The sequence below is a fragment of the Providencia sneebia DSM 19967 genome (assembly GCF_000314895.2).
Taxonomy (GTDB): domain Bacteria; phylum Pseudomonadota; class Gammaproteobacteria; order Enterobacterales; family Enterobacteriaceae; genus Providencia; species Providencia sneebia.
On the sequence record NZ_CM001773.1, the window covers coordinates 2,968,170 to 2,989,566 of the forward strand.

Consider the following 21,397-nt stretch of genomic DNA (forward strand, 5'->3'; position numbering starts at 1 on the left):
GATAGACAATTAAACTTCACGTGAAGCAACCCATTTTTCGATCTCGCTGTATAGCCATCCAACTGATGATATCCCCAGCTTAATCGGTTTAGGAAAATCCTCATCGTAATACTTCGAGCGAGGGTTTAATTTTTCATAAATACTGGATCTGGATATCCCCAGAATAACGGTTAACTCAGTCATACGTAAAATACGTAATGGTGAATTTGTCTGATTTCTAGTTTCTTTTTGGTTGGACATCTCATTTTCCTTTGTTGATCCGATGACTTAACTAGACTTTGCCATAAACAATGAGAAAATATCCCGTAGTAAAATGGAGACCAAAAGGAGATGAAAGTGCCTACACACACATTTGCTGAAATGCTGTATAAAGTTTATGAAATACTTGGACTGTTTAAAAAAAACACGAATAGAAGAGATTTACGTAATCATTCCAATTTTTCATCTCACCAAATGTTTTTTGCGAAAGCTTTAGATGAAATAATTGATACGATCGACAATCAAGAAAGCCTAGACAAACAAATCAGATTAGTCTTGTTTTACAAATATGAACAGCTATACAATAAATTTGTCAGTACTAATCTAGTATCGACTTTAAATGCAAAAGAGATAATGATACGTTTTACTGAAATTGTAATACCTGCAGTTATAGCATTAGATATACATATAACACTTCGTGGCTATAGAAAAGAAGATCCATTCAATTTTTATTATCACATACGTAAATTTTTACTTAGCGAAAAATACAATAAAAATAATGAAGAATTAATATATCAGAATGCAAAAAAATATTTAAAAAAATACATAAAGTCGCTGAACTTTGAGCCCTCCATTGATCTCAGCTCAATAATTTCATTAATTGATAATATTAGAAAAAGCTCTAAACAGAGAACAGCATCAATTAATACAGCAATAGATCAATGCCTCTCAATCGCCAACTTGATGGGATATAAAAAAAGTTATAAATTTGATCTCCTTAGAGTAGCCTACACCTCAATAAATACATTGCTATTATTTCAAAAAGAAACCAATTTACTTGATTTCGTTTATAATAACTATGAAAAAATCATAAAAAAAGAAATAAAAGAATATGAACCAATATCAAAGTTAAACAATTATTTGTATGATGGGAAAAATCACTTAATTATATTAGGAATTGAGGACGAAATTGTCGATAAAAACTCAACTGAAGTCATTAATAGCATTATTAGTTATTTAGATATTCCTATATTGAATAATCCTATTGTCAAAGATATTATTTACGAAATAGAGCGTTTTACATTTAATTTAGATTATCTTGTGCCATATTCAAAATCTTATTTTAACCTACTCAAAAGACATCTCAATAAATACGACAAAAATAATATATTGAAACCATACTTAACATTTATAGACATAATACTATTATTACAAGATGAAAAAATCGATGCTGCCTTTAATTTTATTAAAAATATAAATAAAAAAAACCTACCCTTAGGTTTTTTAAACTCAGCCATTTCAACTATTGATTTGGCTTTACAAATAAAATTAAAGAAAAAAACGATAAGAAATGGTTCTTTAATTCCTTTGATTAATTCAATTTTAATCACCAATAGCATTTATATAAAATACTACCCCATTGCTTACCACATTGAAAACAATAAAATCAGGGAAAATCCCATTATAAAAAACCCAAATAATATTATACTAATGCAATCAATAGCAAGATATAACCTCATGATAAGTAAAATAACCGATGAGAAAAATTATAAATTTGATGAAGTTTTCCCTCACGCAATCAATGGAAGTCTGAATCACCTTGATAAATTACTTGAAAAATTAATTAAACACGTTCTAAATTTCAATATTAAAGATGATGTTATCGCAAAAAAAATCATAGAGAAAAAAATATATACGTATTCAAATCTTAATAAAAATCTAATAAACATTCTTAATGATTGTTCATTGTACAACTGTATAGGCTGCCTTTCAATTCTATATGACTACCTTCAAGCTCCAGGAGAGGAGTTTGAAAATATTCGTCTTTTTATAAGCAAGCCAGAAAAAGAAATCAACAATTTACGTAAAGCATTACATATAGCTGAAAATATATTATATGAAAATAAACAAAAGAAAAAAAGTGCTGTCCTAGATAACTAAGAACTAACTCCAGAAGGGATTGTCAGAATGTCATAACGGGTAATTTCTGAAGGTGAAAATATGACAGTTAGCAGATGATGGCTCAGCGATGAACTCTGGGAAAAAATAGCACTACCTATTGATTGGTCATGGTTGTCAATGGATGGCTGCATGAGCAAATCACCGCTGGCAGGCTCAAAAAAACAGGCAAGAACCCAACAGACCCCGGGGAAACGGGGCGTAAAGCGCAGTCTGATGACTGACGGGAACGGGCTTCCGCTTGCACTGGTTGTCGCCGGAGCAAATACGCACGACATAAAGCTGGTTGCGGATACGCTCGATGCCCTCCAGACGGGCAGACCCGGCAAGAGGCTACGGTTGAGCATGGACAAAGGGTATGAAGCGGAATGGTTAGGAACGTATCTGAGAAGTCGTCGCGATGAACCTCATATTCAGTCACGGAAGGATGAATCAGAAGCCATCAAAAACACGGATTTTAAGGCCCACCGCTGGGTTGTAGAGAGAACACACAGTTGGATGAATCGCTACCGTCGTGTCCTGACTCGTTGGGAGAAGAAGGTCGAGAATTATGAGGCGATGCTGCATTTTGCCTGTGGTATCATTGTCTGGAATAAAATCCTTTTGGAATAGGTTATAAGCATGAAATAAATGGTAATTTGATAGGAATTTTAGAAGGAGCCAACTTATATAATTGTATGGGCTGTCTCGATTACTTATGTAAACACTTAAGGTCCTATGGCGAAGATCTATCTAATATCATTTCTTTCGTATCTATATCGGTAAAAGGGATTGAAAAACTAGAATTAGTGCGTGGTGCATTACTAATTGCAAAAGAAAGACTCGCAGAAAAAGATCATCTAAAAAAGATAAGTAAAAATTTACTATCTCTAGCTAATTTCTATGTAACACTTGCTACGCGTAGCAAGTGTTACTAATCGCTAATCAATAATTTTTCATGATAGTGTAGGATATCTGTACCCAATTGCGATGACACTTCTGATAGTGCTTTAACTTGATAAAATTGTTTTTTGAACATATCGAACCTCCAACATAATAGTATGAAGGTTCATATGTAGTGGTCAATAAAATTTGGTCACAGTTTTAGAGCTTTTCCAATATAATCGTTCTGACTCATTGGGCGTTAAGCCACCGTTATATTGATGCGGTCTAATCTGACTATAATACCCAATGATATATCGGGTTATTTCTTGCTGTGCTTCTATAAAATTACGGTAACCTAAAATAGGTACCCATTCTGTCTTTAAGCTTCGAAAAAATCGCTCCATCGGCACATTATCCCAGCAATTACCTCGTCGAGATAAACTTTGCTTTATCTGATAACGCCATAGTAATTGGCGATATTGACGGCTTGTATAATGACTTCCTTGATCTGAATGAAACAGCATATTTCTTGGCTTACCTCTTGATTCAAAAGCCATTGATAATGCTTTTCCCGTTAGTTGGCTAAGCGTATACCCCCCATCGCTGACTATCTTCATTGAGCAAGCAGGAGTATTGATTATTCCATTTGATAAAGAATTAGGTAGCTAAAGAGATCCCTGATAGAAAGAACATGTAGATAATCTAGTGTAAGCGACTCATGATATATTTAATAAGGGCAACTCAGTATTACAAAAAATCTCAGATATATATTATCTCCTTGAATAGCTATCATGTTCTTTTATTTCAAGGAGTAATATGCATCACAACGCTCACTTTAAAACCCTCCTATCGACTCTACCGACTTCATTCCAAACCTCTTTTTTCAACCAACTCAGTCACCTAATCAACTACTCCCCCATCATCGGTTTGATGGGTAAAACGGGAGCGGGAAAATCCAGTCTTATCAACGCTCTATTCCAATCGTCATTATCACCTGTGAGTGATGTTTCAGGCTGCACACGCCAAGCCCAACGCTTCAGCATGACGATGAACAACCATACTCTCACTTTTGTAGATTTACCCGGCGTGGGGGAAAGCCTTGAGCGGGATAAAGAGTACCACCAGCTCTATCGCAACTTATTACCAGAATTCGATTTAATCATTTGGGTACTCAAGGCCGATGACCGAGCATGGTCTTCTGATGAACAGTGCTATCGCTTTCTCACGAAGAAATGCGGTTACCAACCTAATCAATTTCTATTTGTCTTGAACCAAGCCGATAAAATAGAGCCTTGTCGCCAGTGGGATGAATACAAGCATCAACCATCCTCAGAGCAGGCCTATAACTTAAAATTAAAGCAACAAGCCGTGATAACAGCATTCAAGCCGCATCATCCGGTGATGACGGTTTCTGCTGTCGAAAACTATCAACTCACTGAGTTAGCTGAGCAATTAATACAGGCGTTACCGGCGCAAGCCAGTAGCGGGGTAGCTAGGCAACTGAACAGCGCTTACCGGACGCAATCTGTGGAAAATTCTGCACGTAACGATTTTGGGCAATGTGTCAGTGATATCGTCGATACCATAATCGATATTATTCCATTACCCACATTGATAAAACATACGATCAGCACTGTCAAAAACAGCATCGTATCCGTCGCTAAATCCTTGTGGAGTTTTTTCTTTTAACTTCTTAAATTAACACAACATTGATGACATCTAGCGCCACTCCTTAACGGGATTGGCGCTTTTTTTATTTCTTTATATTGGAGTATCAACTTATGAGTAACACAACTGAATCTACTATCACAATGGAATTAGTCCCTGATGAACAACGCCTTGATTTTTGGTTCAACCATTTTGGTGCAGTGAAAGGCTGGGCCACCTTTGAAGTGGTGATCTTCACCACGATGGGCCAATTCTGCGATGAGTATCATGGCGGTTACTGGGAGTACGGCTCGCTCAATAATGGCGGTGCCTTTATCTACCCCGATATCAACGCAGACACCTTAACCCTATTCAACATGCATAACGGCAATGAAGCCACGGTGAGCCAAGAGGCGGCAGGAATTGCAGTGTGTCTTATCCTGTACAGCATCTGGTCTTTCCAAACAGAAAGCGAAGTGATGTGTGACCGCTTTTATCAGTTGCGTGACTACGCTTCACAGCATCCCGAATCCTCTGCCATTTTCCACTTAATTGATTAATCCGGAGTTTTATCATGAGTTTATTAGCTTCACGTTTTGGTTCTGCTAACAGCATTCGTCGTGAGCGTCCACTCACTATCGAAGAGTTATTCCGTACTGTACCGAGTGTGTTTTCTGAAGAAAAACACGATTCACGTAGTGAACGGTACACTTACATTCCCACCATCACCTTGTTAGATAGCCTACAAAAAGAAGGTTTCTATCCGTTCTTTGCCTGCCAGACTCGGGTACGGGATGTGAGTCGTCGAGAGCACACCAAGCATATGTTACGCCTGCGGCGACATGACCAAATTACAGGCGTACAAGTCCCTGAAATTATTTTGCTCAATAGCCATGATGGCTCAAGTAGCTATCAAATGTTACCGGGACTCTTTAGAGCCGTGTGCTCTAACGGTTTGGTGTGCGGTGATGTGTTAGGTGAAGTGCGTGTGCCTCATAAAGGGGATGTGGTGGGTAAAGTAATTGAAGGGGCATATGAGGTACTCGATACGTTTGAGCAAGTGGCTGAAAAACGCGAAAGTATGCAGTCGTTATTGTTACCGCCTCCTGCCCAGCAAGCCTTTGCGGAAGCGGCGTTGACCTACCGCTTTGGTGAAGAATTTCAGCCCGTCACGCGAGAGCAAGTCCTACAGCCTCGACGCGTTGAAGATAAGAAAGAAGATCTTTGGACGGTGTACCAACGTCTACAAGAAAACCTGATTAAAGGAGGATTATCTGGTCGCACTGAAAAAGGTAAACGTGCCCGAACTCGTTCGGTGAATGGGATTGATGGCGATATCAAACTCAATAAAGCCCTTTGGGTGATGGCAGATACCTTATTTAACCAACTCGCCCCTCGCCAGCCCAACTAATTTTCCCGCCCTGACAGGTTGTGTCGTTACACCTCACTTTCCTATCGTTTAAATAAACAGCATGGCGTTATTTATCAATGAATTACTTATAGTCATTTTTCACTAAAAAGCCCAATGAGAATTTTTCCCAACAGACATAACCTGTCAATCCCCTAAGTTAAACTCCCTCACTTCTTAATTTCCTAACGTCTGTTATTGAGAGCAATACGTTATGTTTCAGACCAACCGAAAATATGACCGCATGGCTGTGCGACTCTCTGCGCTGATTGCCCGATTAATGGCAGGAGAAAGCCTTGTGCTCTCGTGTTTAGCCCAAGAGTTCAATGTTTCTGAACGCACGTTACAGCGGGATTTACGTGAACGATTGGCTTATCTGGGTGTAGAAGGTCGGCAAGGTTGTTATCGTTTGCCTATCAATACGCTAAAAGCTTATCGAGACAAAGATGTTCTTACCTTTGTGAAACAGATTGGGATGACGCGATTGTTTCCGGGGCTAAAGGGAATGACGGTAAAACCTTATGGCAAGTATGTGGGGGCCAGAATAGTACTTGTAGGATTGTGGGCTCAACCAAACATTATGTTGCTGTACTGAATCATAAATCTGCGTCAGGTTGTGCATTTGGTGATTTTTATATCGTGGCAAGAACTGACGGAAACTGGCAACAACGCGATACAGGCACTTGTAGCCCTAATGCCTACGTCCAGAAAGGGACGATTAATAATGGTCAGTACTCTTCGGTCGATATTGGTGTTGGCGGGACGATTGTAGCTCGTTAGCCCATTGGGTATTGGAGTATGCAAAAAGAGTTCTCAGGCAAGAATCGACCACGCTGGAAAGAAAAGGACCGTACTAAAGGCGGATTTCAAGCCTACCAACAATAAATCTATATTCTCGCTGCCGTCAATGGCGGTAGCGAGGACGATACAAGATAACTAAAGGTAACGTAATGAATAAGATAAAAAGCCTATTTGCGATGAGTTTATTGGCAGTCAGTACATTTAGCTTGGCTGAAGAACAACAGCGTTATGCGAGCATCACACATACGAGCTCAAATTTTATTAACCAAGGCTACTGTGGTTATTCATTTACCCTCGATAATGGCGGTAACCATATGGTTCTAGACCATGCGGAGTTTGGTGCGCTTGAACTCACGCTGCGAATGAAAGATGGAAAAGGAAAAGTATTAGGGGATACAGTACTGGAAGTGGAACCTTTTGGCGATTCTAGCGCCACTCGTGCCACCTTTGCTGGATTGGAAATTCCTTGTGAAGATGTTGCTGAATTTGAGGTTGTTAAAGCGGTGGAAGATCAGAACGGGCATAAGGTCGAATTGCCGTTATCCATCTTTGAGGCCAATAATCCTGAGTTGGCGAAGATGTCGGTGGCTGGGGAAAAATAATAGTTTTTTAGCTATCTATCAAAGTAACGATTGGCAGATTGAATGATCTGCCATTTTTGTTTTTCCCACTTTTAAAGTGGGAAAGATATAATACCTTCATCAATAATAAAACAATAATTTTGTTCGACAGAATATCTCTACTAGATTTATTGCTCCTCATCTAATAAAGTCTTGTTAGCTTTGAGCTACCAACTCGCCCATTACTGCTAAATGTTTTATCGGCAGCGGCTTAAAACTCACGATATTATATTTTTAATTCAGGATGATCGATTCTGAATACTTCTAACCAAAACTCCCTATAGACTGAGCTACTTAGCAGTGAAGTTTGAGAAGGTACGTTTTGCAGAGACTGTTTTATTCAATCCTAGTGTTCCCAATACACCTTACCAAACATCGAGGTAGTCTGTGCTGATAGCTCGATTATCATTCCGAACGTAATTGCTTGTCCATATCTACATGATAAAAAATGATCAATGTTTATAGCTCCTTAATTGGAAAAATCACGAAAAATACTGCTTTATTTAAAAATCAAGAACAATTCCATTTTTTCCCATGAGTTCAAGCAACGCTTTTGTATTACTTAGCATTTGTAGCTTTACATCATTTTCAGGCATTGACCATGCCTCGCCCAGCAACCTGACTGTAATATTGAAATCCCATGGCATCACCGTTCGATTTTTGAATTGAGCAAATGGCCCGTCGCTCTCTGGTACAACCCTGTCTTTAGGGAGCTTAGTAGCAAGAGCTTTCCCAGCGGCAGAGTTGAAAGCAGCCGGACCAATACTGAACCAGCATCCCTGTGCTGAAGCATTCCTCAACTCCGTAACACTTCCAGTGAACCAATGTAAAATAGGAATTCCATGAGAGGGGAACGCTTTTAAGGTAGCCAGCACATCAGGAACGGCTTGCCTTGAGTGAATGCTCATTGCTCGTCCCCCAACATCGTGGCACTTCCTGACCACCTCGGAAAACACTCGACGTTGCATCGCGTAACTGGTGAAATATCGTTTTGAACCATCCAATCCAATCTCACCTACAGCATCCACGTTTTGAATCAACTCGAGAAGCATTTCCAATTCCTGGAAACGATCAGCGACAATTTCAGGATGAAGTCCAGGACTGATCATTACAGATTCATGTTTTTCTAAAACATGACCTGTAGCCTGAAAAGCCTTTGGGCTCGTAGTAACTAACCAAGTGAAAACATTACGCTTAATCGTACCAGCATAAACATTTCTAGCCTCGGGATACAAATCAACATGACAGTGAAAATCAATCAAAGCAATTTATCCTGAATGAGTACAGTTTCTAACTCTTTTATACCTTCTTGCAAAACTCTACGGTACATGGGACGCTCGTTAATCGGTGCAAAAACCAACGAGCCACCAAGAAATCTATCAAGCCCTCTCTTCCTTACATCAAGGATGGCAAGTGCTACAGCCATAGGATCATCTGGCGCACTAGACTTGTCACTACCAACAACAGATTCAAAGCGGTAAGACGTAGTATCCCCCTCAGGTTTCCATGCAATGAATGCAGCCCGACGGATCAAGCAAGGAACACAACGTCCACAGTGCTGACGATTATAGGTTCGAAAACGGCCACAACTCGTAGAATCAGCAGCCCATTTTTGCAAAAGATCTTGGTCAAGACATTGCCGCATCATTTCGCCCTTAGTTTTGAAACGGTACGGCAACTCAAGCTGCACATGGATGCCCAAATTATCCAGAACTTTTTGCAACATATCGATAAACATAGGATGAGTTGTACGAGTACTCAAACTGGATATGCGCCCTGGGACCAAAGGAGGATTTATGGAGATCACTCCATTTTCGGGAATAAATATTGTTGGTTTTGGTAAGTTTATTTTCGTTGAGGCAAGTAATGCAAATGCATAAAAAGCTAATGAGCGACCACGTGTCGAAGGCTCGCGCGATCCTTTGAAACTGATGCCATGACTCCATTGATAATGTGAACCATTTCCCATCAGCATGGATGCGTATGCCCTTTGTCGCTCAGAATCTTTATGTGCGAGTTGAGAAACAAATAGTGGTTTTCGCCCCTTAGCCACCAAATCAATTCCACCTATTAGACTATCCAGCCCTCCGGATAATAAAGATACGCAATCATTAGTGAGAAAAGCGCCATCTCCTTGAGGAGGTTCCATGCCTGCATTATTGAAATTTAATAACCAATAATCACCAGTTAAAACTTTTAGCATATCTTCAAGATCGGATTTTAGCGGTAGCCACTTATCTGGATTGCACAATCCAACCGTAAGCTGAATATTCCGGGTCCAGCCATCTGCACTTGTTCTTCTAGGGCTTGATAGGTCCGCGCTACATACCGCGAGGCAAAACTGCACAAAATCCCAAATCTCTATTGAAGGTCGAAATCCACCCCGTTTTAATGCACCATGCCATCGATTCGCAATTGTACCAATACCTGCACGCTTAGCGCCTTTAAAATAGGAGAATACTCGCTCATCAGAAGGAACCTGCGCTGGAATCAGTTCTGCTTTAGCACACATAACTTTAATCATTCTGAAAATACCTCTAGGGCAGACAAGAGAATAGACTGGGCCAAGCTTTTCGGTTCTGTATTTTTTGTAGTTTGTTTTTCCAATACCACTCTAACCTCAGCACCGACCCACTCGCGAATATCAGAACGCCGTTCCTGAATTAATAAAGGATCATATTTTAATTTTTCGTAAGTCTGTCCAAGCTGGAGATCTATTCGATTACAAATCTCATTCGCAATGGTCAACCCCATAACTTCAGCTATTTGCGCATCCGTGAGATTAAATATGTCCACGTCAGGATAAAGTTCATAAAGTTGCGCCATAGCCTCCGCGCCAGCATTACGGAGCGATTCGTCATCAACGCTTCCTGTCCCAGGAATAACCTCTTTCAAAATTTCAAGAGTAAGATCTGTTGCCGAAAGATTCTCTTGACGAACATGAGTAAGCCAATCAATCACTCGCTGGTCGTTTCCATCCCTAGCAGACGTCAGGAACTCACCAAGACTACCGACACCACTGGCAACACCTCGCATAGTAGCAGCAGCTCGTCGCGCGCCCCCCATTCCTTTGGAGACCATGCTTTTTGTCGCACCACGTAAATTATCGTGGCTGCCATTTTGCAGATATCCCCCAAGTAGCGAACGAGCAGGTCCAAACCGTCGTTCTGGTGCTATTGCACCATCAGAAATTACATTTCCACCGTTCTCCTCCGATGGTGAATCAGGCGAATCTCCTCCACCTGTTGTAGAGTCACTTTCAGGTTTTAACCATTCAGGATCAAACGGTGAACCTGCGCGGCCTCCCCCACTAGAAGTTGATGTTCCCATTAGCGCCTCCTCCCAAGGTTCACAATTGCATTCCTAGTCGTTTTTGGTAATTCGTTAAGATCTTTCCATCTTTCTAAAAGTTGCTGAGCCCATGACTGAGCACCAAGAGTTGGGATTAAACCTGGGCCAATAAGTTTCAGTGGAGCCTGTTCCAGCAAGCTGACGGCTTTATTTCCAATTTCCGTGTAAACCTTGCAGCACTCAATCAGCATTACAATTTCTTTGCTACTCTTCCAGGTACGTGAGGCACTATTACTCTGCCAGGCCTTAGTCATCGCCAACTCTGTCTGTGAAGGTCCTATTTTCCTCATAAGTTCAACTAAGGATTCATGGCCATTAGTTGCAACTTTCAGTGCGTCTCTCAATTTTCTAGAGTCAGGAGTCATATTGTCATCACCGAAGTCACGAGTTCCAGAGTCACGACTGAGGTGAAGAAGCGGGCGTAGATCCTCGGTTCCCAAAGCTGGCTGGAGTTGGAGCCATTGCTGAGTAAATGGTGTATTCTTGAAAGGCTCAGGTAAACTATTCTGACCCGCTGCAGCAGCTTCAGCATCCGCCAAAACTTGTACCCTACCGTCATTATCCGAATGAACACGACTAGCAAGTTCCTCAGCAAGGCTTTCGTCGCACCTTTCAAGGAGATGCCATTTTGCCAGTGCGGCTATATCTAACGTTATTCCCTGAGGCGCAGAAAGAGCTTCACGCAAATAAACAGTATTTAAAAATCTTTTCATTAGCCGGGGATTAGCGTTTACTGCTAAAGAACTATGAAGAAGAGCCGCAAGCCCCTGGGCTAAATCCATTAAACTTTTGAGTGCATTTACATGCTCTACCAGTTCATATAAAAACTCTTGATTGATCGTTTCACCTTTCCAACTATTACGCAGCTTCACAGGGATAACGCTAAGAGCATGATTGAATCTTTCCTTACTGAAATGGCCTGCGTTGGTCTCTCTCTCAAGTAGCAAAAGCACCAGATACGCTTTCGCCTCATTCAAACCAAGGCGAGGAACATGGAGTGGAACCTGTATTAATTTATCGAAATAGTTAGTTGCAACATCGCCCGTAATTCCTGCGCCATCAAAGTGGACCTTCACTGCAGCTTTTATAAAATCATTATCTGCAGCAATAACGAAAGCGCTACAGCGAATAAATAGTAATAAACGAATTGATTCAAGTGTTGAAATTGCTGTTTGTGGCAAACATCTGTCTAAATCATCCACAAATATTACTAACGTAATTTTCAACTCTTCGAGAATACTCTCTAAAGTATCCCTGAAGGCCTGAATATGGGCTGGCATCGAGAATGGCTCACTCGGTTTTAGAAGACCGCTGGTACTTAGCTCGATACTATCTGTATCTGATGATTCATTGCTCGATTTGTCATCTGACGTAAACCAACCAGCCAATTTACAAACGGTTTTTCCAAGAGAACCGATAGGAATGCCAGTAGTTAAAGTCAATGCAGTTTCGCCACTTAATTGAGCGACTCGGAGAAGGTTTATCCTTCGCCACAGTTCAGATACTTTGTCGGTGATAGTCTTATTTTCACTTGTAAGCCGAACAATCTCGTCCCCCACAATTTGTAGCAATGCACTTCTGGCGGACTCAAAATCCTGGTATAGCCATGGATTGAAAGTGAGTACGACAAAGGAATGCTTTTCTTGATTTCTCTCTTCCACCAACGACTCTTCAACCGAAGAGCTCTCTAGGCGTGATGCAATCATTTTCACCAGAGAAGATTTGCCTGCTCCCCAGCCACCAGAGACTCCTATAGAAATAGGTTCCCCATTAGCCTGCTTCAGCAGGCTTGCACATGCGTCAGCAACAACACCAAAATTCAAATAATCGACAGTTGTCTCGTTATCATGCCACATAGTGAAAAATCCATTTAAAATTAATTTATATCAATAGAATATGAAAACTATTGGTTTCTGGTTCACAAATCCACTCTTGTGTAGGGCACTTGGCCTGTGGCCAGCAGATCAACGCAACGCCCTGCAAAGGCGTTTGGTATCGCAAGAGCAACAAAATTACGAGCACGGGTGAGGCCAACGTAGAGTACGCGCTTTGCCTCAGCATCTACTCGCGCTTCCCATGACTCAAAGAGTGCTTCAATTCTGTTTTCAGGGGCTCGATTCGCAGGGACTACGACGCACACTGCATCATACTCACGACCTTTAACTTCATGTATGTTGCCACATGAGAAACCGAGAGCAGCGGGCATTCGAAGATGCTTTGACCATTGCGCATTCGGAGGCTGTCGGAAGAAACGACGTATGCTTACCCCAGCAGGGAGTGGCAGATGCAGCTTCTCCAGTTCCGCATGAACAGAGGCTATCCAGGCAAGCCGCTCTTCATCAGAATCTCTGCACATTTTTGGAAGATTAATGAGAAAACTTAGGGCACATCTCCGATGAGCACGTCGGTCCATACCAAGACGTTCGATGGCTCTAATCAGATGCTCATCTGGTTGACGCATACCCATTAAATCCAGTAATAATATTTCGACTGACTGGACTACATTCTCCTTCGTTCTTGGGGTTGCGGCAGGCGACCAGAACTCTGACACTTTACGAGCCAGCGACTCAATTCGCGAGTTTCCGGTTGAATTACTGGAGGTGACGCCAGCGGCCCGCAACGCAACTTTGCCTGAGTGAGCCAAAATAATCGCCTTGGTTGACTCCAGTCCCAGTTCCGTAACCCGTCTAAGGAATGCCTGACCAATAATTTCCGTTGGTCCCCGGCCACCATAGGTAAGAAGTAAAATTGGATAGTCAACATTCGCACTTTCACCAAGCGACCGATCAACCTGACCTTCTCGCCTTAGGGTGGCTGCTAACTGGCAAATTGCGGGACTACTACGAAAATTCCCCGTCAAGCCCTTATGCGACTCAATAGGGTATGTATCCTTAAATGTCTGTATTCCTTGAGGATTACCATTACGAAATTCGTAGATTGCTTGGTCAGGATCACAAACGAACGTAACATTTACCCCATGTGCTCTGAGCCATGTCAGTATTTGCAGATCGAGTGGATTGCAATCTTGCCCTTCATCAACCATAACCTCTTGAAAACGTGATGCCAATGCGCGAGCAAGTGGCTCACTAATTACATTATCTCTAATCAACCGCAATGTTTGAGCACGTGCGTCCCCTGCACTCATATAGCCAGCTTGTAACAAAGATCGTCGCCGATTTGCTGCTGCTTGTTGATATCGAATCTGATGTTGACGTACATGATTTTGCAAACCTGCATGTCCGATCCTATCAGGATCAATAATATTGGTTTCTGGATCAAACAAATCTAGGCTTACCGATTCACCTCGAAAGGCAAATTGACCTAATAAACGAATTTCTACACCAAGGGTATCCCAACTATCTAGGATAATCGGCCGAGTTTGGCTCGATACTGCACAACTTGGCAGTATAACGAAATGCCTGACGAAAGCATCAAGTGTTCCCATGAAACTAGGATATTTCAAAAGCGTATCGAGCCCAGCAGCCTGGCATCGTTCGCGGAACTCGTCTACCGCGGAGTTTGTAAATGAAAGTATCGCTATGCCCTGACGAGAAGGCAACTTAGCAGCGATCCTCGCTAGCCGAGCAATGATAGTCCGCGTTTTTCCAGCTCCAGGACAAGCATTAACGAAGGCTCCGCCAATGTGAGAAGCAAATGTCTCTTGCTCTGGGGTTAGATTGTGGATGCCAGTCATATACGTGAAGCTCCACGAATTGCGTCAATGAGATAAGGCGGAACAACAAATGGTTCACCTGCCTCAATGCGCGAAGCTATAGCTTGTGCCAAATCGCCTTTACGAGTTTTTTTCGCCCCAATTAATTTAAGAAATGCATTGGGACGATCTTGTTCTGGAATGCTCTCTATCTGCGCTTCCCAGTCTCTACGTGAATTACGATGCAAACGAAGAAACACGCCTTTAAGGAAACTTTCATTTCCAGCGACAAAAATTTCGTGCTCCAATGTATGCTGATTGGTTAGAACGATCAGACTATCTGGAGCTCCATGCGTTGCAGCCAGATTTTCCAGATCAACTTTCCTATTTCCTAACACGGTTGGGTCCGCATCAGTGATCACTATCAGCCGATCAGCAATACGTGCATCACCATATGGCCGTAGCAGTACCTCTACATATGGACGGAAGTCCACACCTTCGATAGGCACAATTACAGCCCCCTTGAACTTAAGCCACCCATCTAAATCATCTGCTAGCACAAGCTTTTGTGCTAACACGGGCAACAATAGTGCTTCCGCGATCCCTTCCACCAAGATAGCTCTGTTACCAAACAGCAAAGCGGAACGAGTCACGTCAAGATATCGGCTAATTTTATCTAATGTCTTTGGCTTTAGCCCTATTTCGGCAATGGGCACACTAACTGATTCTGAAATGGCTATTCCGTCTTGTTCACGATGCCGCGAACGCATGACCACTAGGTGACGTGGAGAAACCCATGCTGTCAAGTTGGGGGAATGGGTTGTCACAACAATTTGGATGCGACCTTCAGGCTTTCCTGGCTCAATGATACGTGATGCTGATTGGCGCGCTTGATCCAAGAGGAACTCAAGCACAAGTACCTGTAATTGCGGATGCAAATGCGCTTCGGGTTCTTCAACAAGGAAAATCGTGAGGTCTGCCTCTTTGGCCTTAGTCAGCTCTACAACAACAGTGGCCATGTAGAGTAAATTTGAGTACCCCAGACCAGAAGATCGAATATCTTCGGGTATCAAACCTGTATCGGCCATTCGAAATCTCAAATCACGAGCTACATCGAGTAAGGTTTCGCTACCAAAATCCAATGCTGCTATCTGCGGACGTACTCCATTAGTGAGTAGTCCGAGAGCAGCACTGATATCCGTATTGATTGTAGTTAAGATCTCAGGCCGATTATCCGCACGCCTGACACCAGCGAGGAAATCCTGCTCCCGTTCTTTTGGCAAGAAATTACGCAGCAATGCCATCACTCTAGTGCCGCTGCTAGTACCCAGCATCTGATGTGCGTCCCTTAAAGGAGGGAGATAAACGTGTCTGATCAACTCAGAAGAACCAAGCTCTGGTCCATTAGTGTCGAAACGTCCAGCCCATACGGTAGTCTTACCACGGGGAGCATGTTCAGAACGCGATTCATATCGATAGCCGAAGGTAGCCTCGCTCTTGGTAGGGTCGGGAACTGCAGATATCAATAGACCTTTGAGAGTATCGCTTAGACCTTGGAAAGCCCCTTCGATTTGAAAACTTGGGACTGTCGAATAGCGTCGTACATCCTCATCCTCTGGATATCGTTCGCGGCGTCCACTCAACGGTAAAGTAAGCAATCTGATTGCGTCTACGACATTGGATTTTCCACCATTATTTTCACCAACCAATACAGTTAAATCTGGGCAAAAACTAACAGATACATCATTACAAGACCGAAATCGCAAAATGTTTAGTCTGTCTAAATACATAAATATCCTTTTATTTAAAAATATTATATTTTCCAACAAGACCACATTGAGTGTTTTATCCAAATCAAATTACCACTAACAGTAAATAGCTATTTACTCTGTTACGAATATCTATAAATTTAGTTAGCTTACTAGAATATAATATTTCCAAAATTACCGATTAATTACTCCATAATTTTAATAATATCAAAATGTTCCTTAATCCAATGTGCTAAAGGTATCATTTCCCGTTATTTTCAATTAAAAGCTAATTTAGCTCCTGTATAATAGCAGACTATAGATAAATATATTAATTCTGTACTAATCCGATAGGATATACAGCCTATAAATTGGCTTACCTAGTTAGCTGATGCCATTAATAAGCAATAAAATCGATTAAAATTCATACTTTTCCCCCTGCTATACCAGCTAATTTGTTGACATTAAGAAAGTGGCTAGGGAAACTAACAGTTAATATAGTAATAGTAAGTGAAATAATGAAACGACAACTGATACTACTAGTTTTATTAAGCATCTCTATATTCAAGGTTGGAGACATACAGGCTCATACACCAGAACAAGTCGTAATTGCTTTTCAGTACGATTACAAAATCTGGAACGACCAAAGCTTTCAGCAAAGCCAAAGTCGTGAAACTAAAGATACTACTTTACTGGCACAAAAAAGTTGGAATGAACTTTTAAAAAAATACACAAAACCAGGTTTTGAGGGAGAGCCTATTGCTTTTGGATCTGAATCATCTCATGATCCTGAACAAGAAAAAATTATAGCTACAGAAATTACCGAAAATATTGCCACTGTTACGACCAAAGTAACACAGTTATATTATTCCCCGATTTATGAATATCATTTAGTTAAGCAAAACAATAGCTGGTATCTGTCTCAAATCTTTTTAGTTGATGAAGGTGGCAAATATCCTAGTTTGTAATGAATTAGAACTAAATGAGTATCATAATCTACAATCAAACATGTATGCTCATGATACAAGACAACCTACAAAATTTTATTGGTCGTTTCACCAATCAATCGAGTTAGAATAACAATCTATTTTTTAGCCCACATTACAAAAAACAGTAAAATAAACTTTAGGCCCAACAATAGGCCCAAATCAAAAGTTGAATTGGATTTTATTAATTTAAAATCAATGCACTACAAACTTAATTCAGACTCCGCCAGCGATGAAAGAGTTGGACTGTAATGGTGCTATTTAGTAGCACTCCGTCATGGGGTGTCTGGGGTCGTAGGTTCAAATCCTATCATGCCGACCAAAATTCCATAATAAAACCAATAAATTAAGGTTTTTATACCTACAAATTGCTTGGTGTAAAACTGGTGTAACTTTAGTGTGAAACCTCGCCATAAAAAATTACTATTTCCCATTGCATAAGCTGGCTTAAGGATGTTAATCAAACTAAATATATAGAATATTTTGATAAGTGATCAAAGTGCACCAACTGCTTGAGCTGACACATTCATTTTAATTACAGCAATATTGACAAGAAGCGGGCGCAGCGTGTTAGTCAAAGATTGCATGCTCATGCCTTCTATGCTCGATGCCCAGCTCCTTTTCTTATCTGCATGACCCACCAAGGGTAGAACTAGAAACCAACTGCAGATTTCTTCAATACTAAAACCACAGCTTTGCAGTAATTACGCAGTCTCTGAATTCATTGTGACATTCTGAAATGATAAATCTGCGTCGAGTATCATGACTTTTCCTGCATTTTTAGAGCCTGAAAAAGTCATTAGATGATTTCACAAGCATTCGCACTGATAGGATTTTAACGCGGTTTTGAAAGTCAATAGACCACTTTGTTTGCAATCCATTTTCAAAGACCTTCCTAGCAGCTTCATCCCTGGATAACGCTGTCCCTATCTCGTCTTTACCAATCTAGATGGGGAGCATGCTACAAACTACATCCATACCAAATCCTCTGATATGTATTAGAACAAGCAAAATACGACGAGTATAGCAGCCCGCTATACTGAATTATTATGCATAATCACAAAAAGATTATCATTTTGGAAATATTTCAAATTATTCTCTTACATAAAATTACGATATAATTCAATACATCCAACATATTAAGGGTTAATTTGTTTTTTCCTGACTGTTAGTTATTCCGCATAACTACACATGCCACTCTGACCAAATATAACAGCAAGTCTTATGTTTATTTCGGGTATAAAAACCTCGCATTGCGAGGCTTTAATTTACTCTGATAAGAGAAAGCACTTTCGTGATAGTTATTCTATTTGAACATCACGAGTCATTAATATCGATAATTATTTGGTGAGTAGATATATCTAAACAGTTAATTCGGCTTACGGCATTATTGTATAATTCTTTATAAGCCTTGCAAAAATATCCTCATGGTTATGACCTACAAATTATATTTTTTCACTTTTTAATTTTATTCATTAGAGTTGCTAAGAACAGGAGTTCCTGACTCTTTCTTTAAACAAAACATTAATTTTTGCTTATTTTGATCAAATGTATAAATAGCTACCAATGGAATAGCCATAATAATCATTCCTGATAATACATTCCCTATTTGAGTATGAAATTTGTTTAATAATGGAACACCACTTATTGCAGTGGTAATAACTCGCTGTACATAAACACCTGCAATAGCAGAGGCCGTACCAAACATTATCACTTTAAGATGATCTAGTTTCCCTTCTTCATTACTGCACAAGATACGAACACTTCGGACAACACTTAGAGTACTTTCCCTAATAATGGCATACACAAAAGCAGGCATTTTCACAAATAAAGAAATTATAATTTGAGGTATTACACTCAAAGCACCCGACACACCTGACTCTATCCCTAAATCTCGAGCTCTTGCCCATATTTGTCGTTCTTCAAATCGCTGATTTAAACGAGTATATATACGATCTTTTTTATATTGAAGATCTTTAATCAACCCTTTTTCAGTCATTAGTTTAAAGTTTTTAATTTCATCCATAAATATATCAATCGTTTCAACAATGATAAGACCAACAATTTGTTGTAAAGCCACCCCTACCCCACTTTTAACAACCGTTGATGCAACTTCTATTCCTGCATTTATTTTTGCTTCACGAACCGCTTCTTTACTACGTTCGTAAGCTTCCTCTAAATCACGCTTATCCAAAACCCGTTTTTCACCTGTACTTCTAATTGTAATAACAACTTTATCCTCATGCGGTTGAATATCATCTTTAAACTTATCAATCCATTCCCAGATATCTCGGTCACTTTTTTGACAGTTCGTTTTTTTGTCAGCATAAACAAGATTACGAGGATCATTCATCACTTCCCCTAGCTCTTGGTTAGTTAAACCAATTTTTAGCAATACATCACTAAAGAGCTCTTTACGAGAGGTTACATGTTCAACGTCGATATTACCTTTTTGCTTGGTTAGCGGGTCATCTCGGTTATATCCATTTACAACTATAATTCCCTCTTCTTTAATTTCACTTTTCATGCGGGCGTAATTTTCATGTTTAGAACCTATGATGCCCTGGTTATCTTTGTCTGTTCTAAACTCTTTCCAATCAACACTTAGCTTGTCGTACTTTAAAGCACTGCGTTCATCCTGATTATTTAGAATAGGCCCCAACATAAAAGCTGCTATTGTTCTACGTAGTGCTTCATCTCGGCATTGTTCAAATATTTGGTCAGCGGTTGATACCGGAGTTGGTAAACTAGAGCGTATTTCTTGAACGACTTCTAATGTTGTTTTATCTACTTCCAAGGTACGTTKGAAGTAGTTTGTTACACTATCAATACCACTAGTAGCAAACTCACTGGCTTTCTCAAAATTATTGGAATAATCAAAATTCTGAATAGCATCTACAGTATCCCCAGCAAATTTTTTTGCTGAGTCTGTTGCTTGAGCACCCACATCTATGGCCTTTGCACTCCATTCTTTACTTGTCTCAACGGTTGTGCTGCATAAATTACTTGTAGTATCTTTTAGGGAACCTGTTACATCTGTAATTTTACTCTTTACACTTTCAACTTTGTCTACTAAATTTCCAATTGAAAATTTATTCTTTAAGAAGGCCATATTCACTCCATTGATAGGATTTATAATCTGTTTTATACAATCCTATCATAATGAATTCTGAGAAGGCATATGACCTAATTTTATTTAAGTTACTAAATGTTTAAATATTGACTTACTTCTCTAATTAATACTAGTTAATTATAAAAACTAAGTAACCAACACTATCAAATCTGACTTGTTCTAAAGTTTCGATAACCAGTATTGAATCCCTTAGTATTCACTTTAACCAAGTACGTTATTCGAGATAAGAAATTAAGATGATTGAAACTTCAAGCTTGAGCATCATACCTATCAAATCTAAATGAGTGGTTTTCATTAAATTCAACCAGTGGTAAATAATAAGGAAACTCACATCCCAATGCACTACACCATGCTTTCTGAATTCGCTGTCATTTATCGAACCATATTTATTCCAATGGTACCTATAGCATAATAGAAAACGATCAAAGCTTTTTTACTATAAATAATTTTACGAGTTACCCTCTCTAGAGATAGGTAATGACTTTTTATTTTAAAGTAACCTATTATGCTAATAGCAAAAGAAAAGTAATAAGCAATATAAGATATCACTTTATAATATCTCTATTATAATTAGTCATTTGGCATCATCTATTCCGTATATCGTTACAATTATCTCCTTTGATACTTTACTCTACTTGAATACTATCATGAGATAGTGAGCCATACTTTCCGAAAATTTAAATTGTAAAATATAGAGGATATACATCATGAAAAAAATTATGACATTGGCTTTATGTTTCGCTCTTTTTTCTCCATCCATGTTTGCAAATGATAAAAATCATCAAACTACAGCGGAGGAAAGTGTAAACAAAGAACTTAAAACAGAAAAAAAACAACATCAAAAAAATAGGGATCATAAAAAATCCCAAAAGGATGCTGACCATAAAAAAAGAGAAAAGAACGAAAACAAAGAACCCCCTAAAAACGATAACAAAACTCAACCTGAAAAATCAGAGCCAAACTTAATTGATACAATATTGACCCGTTAATAGATTTAAGCTGTAGAATCTATCAATAAAATTATGTTTAA

General features: G+C 39.9%; 19 protein-coding genes and 2 pseudogenes. 10 read left to right on the forward strand and 11 right to left on the reverse strand.

The annotated features are described in order from the left end of the window. Positions 1 to 9: 9 nt before the first annotated feature. Positions 10 to 240: a helix-turn-helix transcriptional regulator gene (locus OO7_RS12490; protein ID WP_008916289.1), complete on the reverse strand. Its 231-nt coding sequence runs from the start codon at positions 238 to 240 to the stop codon at positions 10 to 12. A gap of 96 nt (positions 241 to 336) precedes the next feature. On the opposite strand from OO7_RS12490, the gene OO7_RS12495 reads away from it, so the two are divergent. After that, positions 337 to 2,139, forward strand: coding sequence for a hypothetical protein (locus OO7_RS12495; protein ID WP_043892714.1), 1,803 nt, complete (start codon positions 337 to 339; stop codon positions 2,137 to 2,139). Here OO7_RS12495 and OO7_RS16855 read toward each other — a convergent pair. Next, positions 2,136 to 2,291 (reverse strand): hypothetical protein, encoded by a 156-nt coding sequence (locus OO7_RS16855; protein ID WP_156823148.1) that lies wholly within the window; start codon positions 2,289 to 2,291, stop codon positions 2,136 to 2,138. The genes OO7_RS12495 and OO7_RS16855 overlap by 4 nt on opposite strands. Here OO7_RS16855 and OO7_RS12500 point away from each other — a divergent pair. After that, positions 2,257 to 2,769 (forward strand): annotated as a pseudogene (locus OO7_RS12500) (IS5 family transposase); the annotation flags it as partial. The gene OO7_RS16855 and the pseudogene OO7_RS12500 sit on opposite strands and share 35 nt — an antisense overlap. 449 nt (positions 2,770 to 3,218) lie before the next feature. On the opposite strand, the pseudogene OO7_RS12510 reads toward OO7_RS12500, so the two are convergent. Then, positions 3,219 to 3,605: pseudogene (locus OO7_RS12510) on the reverse strand (DDE-type integrase/transposase/recombinase); the annotation flags it as partial. 232 nt (positions 3,606 to 3,837) lie between these two features. Between OO7_RS12510 and OO7_RS12515 the strand changes: the two are divergent. The 6 genes from OO7_RS12515 to OO7_RS12540 all read left to right on the forward strand — a co-directional run bounded on the left by OO7_RS12515 (position 3,838) and on the right by OO7_RS12540 (position 7,479). Further along, complete coding sequence (locus OO7_RS12515; protein ID WP_043892715.1) at positions 3,838 to 4,710, forward strand: GTPase family protein; 873 nt, start codon at positions 3,838 to 3,840, stop codon at positions 4,708 to 4,710. Positions 4,711 to 4,802: 92 nt separating this feature from the next. After that, the gene (locus tag OO7_RS12520; protein WP_008916295.1) at positions 4,803 to 5,228 is read left to right on the forward strand and encodes an antirestriction protein; all 426 of its coding nucleotides are present in this window, start codon (positions 4,803 to 4,805) and stop codon (positions 5,226 to 5,228) included. Positions 5,229 to 5,242: 14 nt separating this feature from the next. Continuing rightward, the gene (locus tag OO7_RS12525; protein WP_008916296.1) at positions 5,243 to 6,079 is read left to right on the forward strand and encodes a DUF932 domain-containing protein; all 837 of its coding nucleotides are present in this window, start codon (positions 5,243 to 5,245) and stop codon (positions 6,077 to 6,079) included. 211 nt (positions 6,080 to 6,290) lie between these two features. Further along, positions 6,291 to 6,671: an HTH domain-containing protein gene (locus OO7_RS17540; protein ID WP_008916297.1), complete on the forward strand. Its 381-nt coding sequence runs from the start codon at positions 6,291 to 6,293 to the stop codon at positions 6,669 to 6,671. A 44-nt stretch (positions 6,672 to 6,715) separates the two neighbouring features. Further along, a complete protein-coding gene (locus tag OO7_RS17545; RefSeq protein ID WP_236620652.1) occupies positions 6,716 to 6,856 on the forward strand; it encodes a hypothetical protein in 141 nt (46 codons plus the stop codon). A 170-nt stretch (positions 6,857 to 7,026) separates the two neighbouring features. Next, complete coding sequence (locus OO7_RS12540) at positions 7,027 to 7,479, forward strand: IrmA family protein (protein ID WP_008916299.1); 453 nt, start codon at positions 7,027 to 7,029, stop codon at positions 7,477 to 7,479. Positions 7,480 to 8,000: 521 nt separating this feature from the next. Here OO7_RS12540 and qatD read toward each other — a convergent pair. The 6 genes from qatD to OO7_RS12570 all read right to left on the reverse strand — a co-directional run bounded on the left by qatD (position 8,001) and on the right by OO7_RS12570 (position 16,290). Next, complete coding sequence (gene qatD / locus OO7_RS12545) at positions 8,001 to 8,759, reverse strand: Qat anti-phage system TatD family nuclease QatD (protein ID WP_008916300.1); 759 nt, start codon at positions 8,757 to 8,759, stop codon at positions 8,001 to 8,003. Then, a complete protein-coding gene (qatC, locus tag OO7_RS12550; RefSeq protein WP_008916301.1) occupies positions 8,756 to 10,021 on the reverse strand; it encodes a Qat anti-phage system QueC-like protein QatC in 1,266 nt (421 codons plus the stop codon). The genes qatD and qatC overlap by 4 nt, the downstream gene beginning before the upstream one ends. After that, a complete protein-coding gene (locus OO7_RS17210) occupies positions 10,018 to 10,827 on the reverse strand; it encodes a hypothetical protein (RefSeq protein ID WP_008916302.1) in 810 nt (269 codons plus the stop codon). The genes qatC and OO7_RS17210 overlap by 4 nt, the downstream gene beginning before the upstream one ends. Further along, positions 10,827 to 12,704, reverse strand: a complete 1,878-nt coding sequence (locus OO7_RS12560; RefSeq protein WP_008916303.1) for a KAP family P-loop NTPase fold protein — start codon at positions 12,702 to 12,704, stop codon at positions 10,827 to 10,829. The genes OO7_RS17210 and OO7_RS12560 overlap by 1 nt, the downstream gene beginning before the upstream one ends. 62 nt (positions 12,705 to 12,766) lie before the next feature. Further along, on the reverse strand, positions 12,767 to 14,542 hold the full coding sequence (locus OO7_RS12565; RefSeq protein WP_008916304.1) for a UvrD-helicase domain-containing protein: 1,776 nt from the start codon (positions 14,540 to 14,542) through the stop codon (positions 12,767 to 12,769). Further along, positions 14,539 to 16,290, reverse strand: coding sequence for an ATP-dependent nuclease (locus tag OO7_RS12570; RefSeq protein WP_008916305.1), 1,752 nt, complete (start codon positions 16,288 to 16,290; stop codon positions 14,539 to 14,541). Before OO7_RS12570 ends, OO7_RS12565 begins: the two co-directional genes overlap by 4 nt. 476 nt (positions 16,291 to 16,766) lie before the next feature. Between OO7_RS12570 and OO7_RS12575 the strand changes: the two genes are divergently transcribed. Next, positions 16,767 to 17,216: a hypothetical protein gene (locus OO7_RS12575; protein ID WP_008916306.1), complete on the forward strand. Its 450-nt coding sequence runs from the start codon at positions 16,767 to 16,769 to the stop codon at positions 17,214 to 17,216. 1,486 nt (positions 17,217 to 18,702) lie between these two features. Here OO7_RS12575 and OO7_RS12585 read toward each other — a convergent pair. Together OO7_RS12585 and OO7_RS17650 are read right to left on the reverse strand one after the other, a co-directional pair. Then, on the reverse strand, positions 18,703 to 20,346 hold the full coding sequence (locus OO7_RS12585; RefSeq protein ID WP_008916307.1) for a hypothetical protein: 1,644 nt from the start codon (positions 20,344 to 20,346) through the stop codon (positions 18,703 to 18,705). Positions 20,347 to 20,615: 269 nt separating this feature from the next. Then, on the reverse strand, positions 20,616 to 20,729 hold the full coding sequence (locus OO7_RS17650) for a YagK/YfjJ domain-containing protein (protein ID WP_156823174.1): 114 nt from the start codon (positions 20,727 to 20,729) through the stop codon (positions 20,616 to 20,618). Between the two features lie 345 nt (positions 20,730 to 21,074). On the opposite strand from OO7_RS17650, the gene OO7_RS12590 reads away from it, so the two are divergent. Next, positions 21,075 to 21,356, forward strand: coding sequence for a hypothetical protein (locus OO7_RS12590; RefSeq protein WP_008916308.1), 282 nt, complete (start codon positions 21,075 to 21,077; stop codon positions 21,354 to 21,356). Positions 21,357 to 21,397 lie beyond the last annotated feature (41 nt).

Coding starts and splice junctions, on each gene's coding strand:
- OO7_RS12520 (WP_008916295.1), top strand. CDS start 4,803: ATGAGTAACACAACTGAATCTACTATCACAATGGAATTAGTCCCTGAT.
- OO7_RS17210 (WP_008916302.1), bottom strand. CDS start 10,827: ATGGGAACATCAACTTCTAGTGGGGGAGGCCGCGCAGGTTCACCGTTT.
- OO7_RS12575 (WP_008916306.1), top strand. CDS start 16,767: ATGAAACGACAACTGATACTACTAGTTTTATTAAGCATCTCTATATTC.
- OO7_RS12565 (WP_008916304.1), bottom strand. CDS start 14,542: ATGACTGGCATCCACAATCTAACCCCAGAGCAAGAGACATTTGCTTCT.
- qatC (WP_008916301.1), bottom strand. CDS start 10,021: ATGATTAAAGTTATGTGTGCTAAAGCAGAACTGATTCCAGCGCAGGTT.
- OO7_RS12490 (WP_008916289.1), bottom strand. CDS start 240: ATGTCCAACCAAAAAGAAACTAGAAATCAGACAAATTCACCATTACGT.
- OO7_RS12590 (WP_008916308.1), top strand. CDS start 21,075: ATGAAAAAAATTATGACATTGGCTTTATGTTTCGCTCTTTTTTCTCCA.
- OO7_RS12525 (WP_008916296.1), top strand. CDS start 5,243: ATGAGTTTATTAGCTTCACGTTTTGGTTCTGCTAACAGCATTCGTCGT.
- OO7_RS17540 (WP_008916297.1), top strand. CDS start 6,291: ATGTTTCAGACCAACCGAAAATATGACCGCATGGCTGTGCGACTCTCT.
- OO7_RS12560 (WP_008916303.1), bottom strand. CDS start 12,704: ATGTGGCATGATAACGAGACAACTGTCGATTATTTGAATTTTGGTGTT.
- OO7_RS12540 (WP_008916299.1), top strand. CDS start 7,027: ATGAATAAGATAAAAAGCCTATTTGCGATGAGTTTATTGGCAGTCAGT.
- OO7_RS16855 (WP_156823148.1), bottom strand. CDS start 2,291: ATGCAGCCATCCATTGACAACCATGACCAATCAATAGGTAGTGCTATT.
- OO7_RS12515 (WP_043892715.1), top strand. CDS start 3,838: ATGCATCACAACGCTCACTTTAAAACCCTCCTATCGACTCTACCGACT.
- OO7_RS12570 (WP_008916305.1), bottom strand. CDS start 16,290: ATGTATTTAGACAGACTAAACATTTTGCGATTTCGGTCTTGTAATGAT.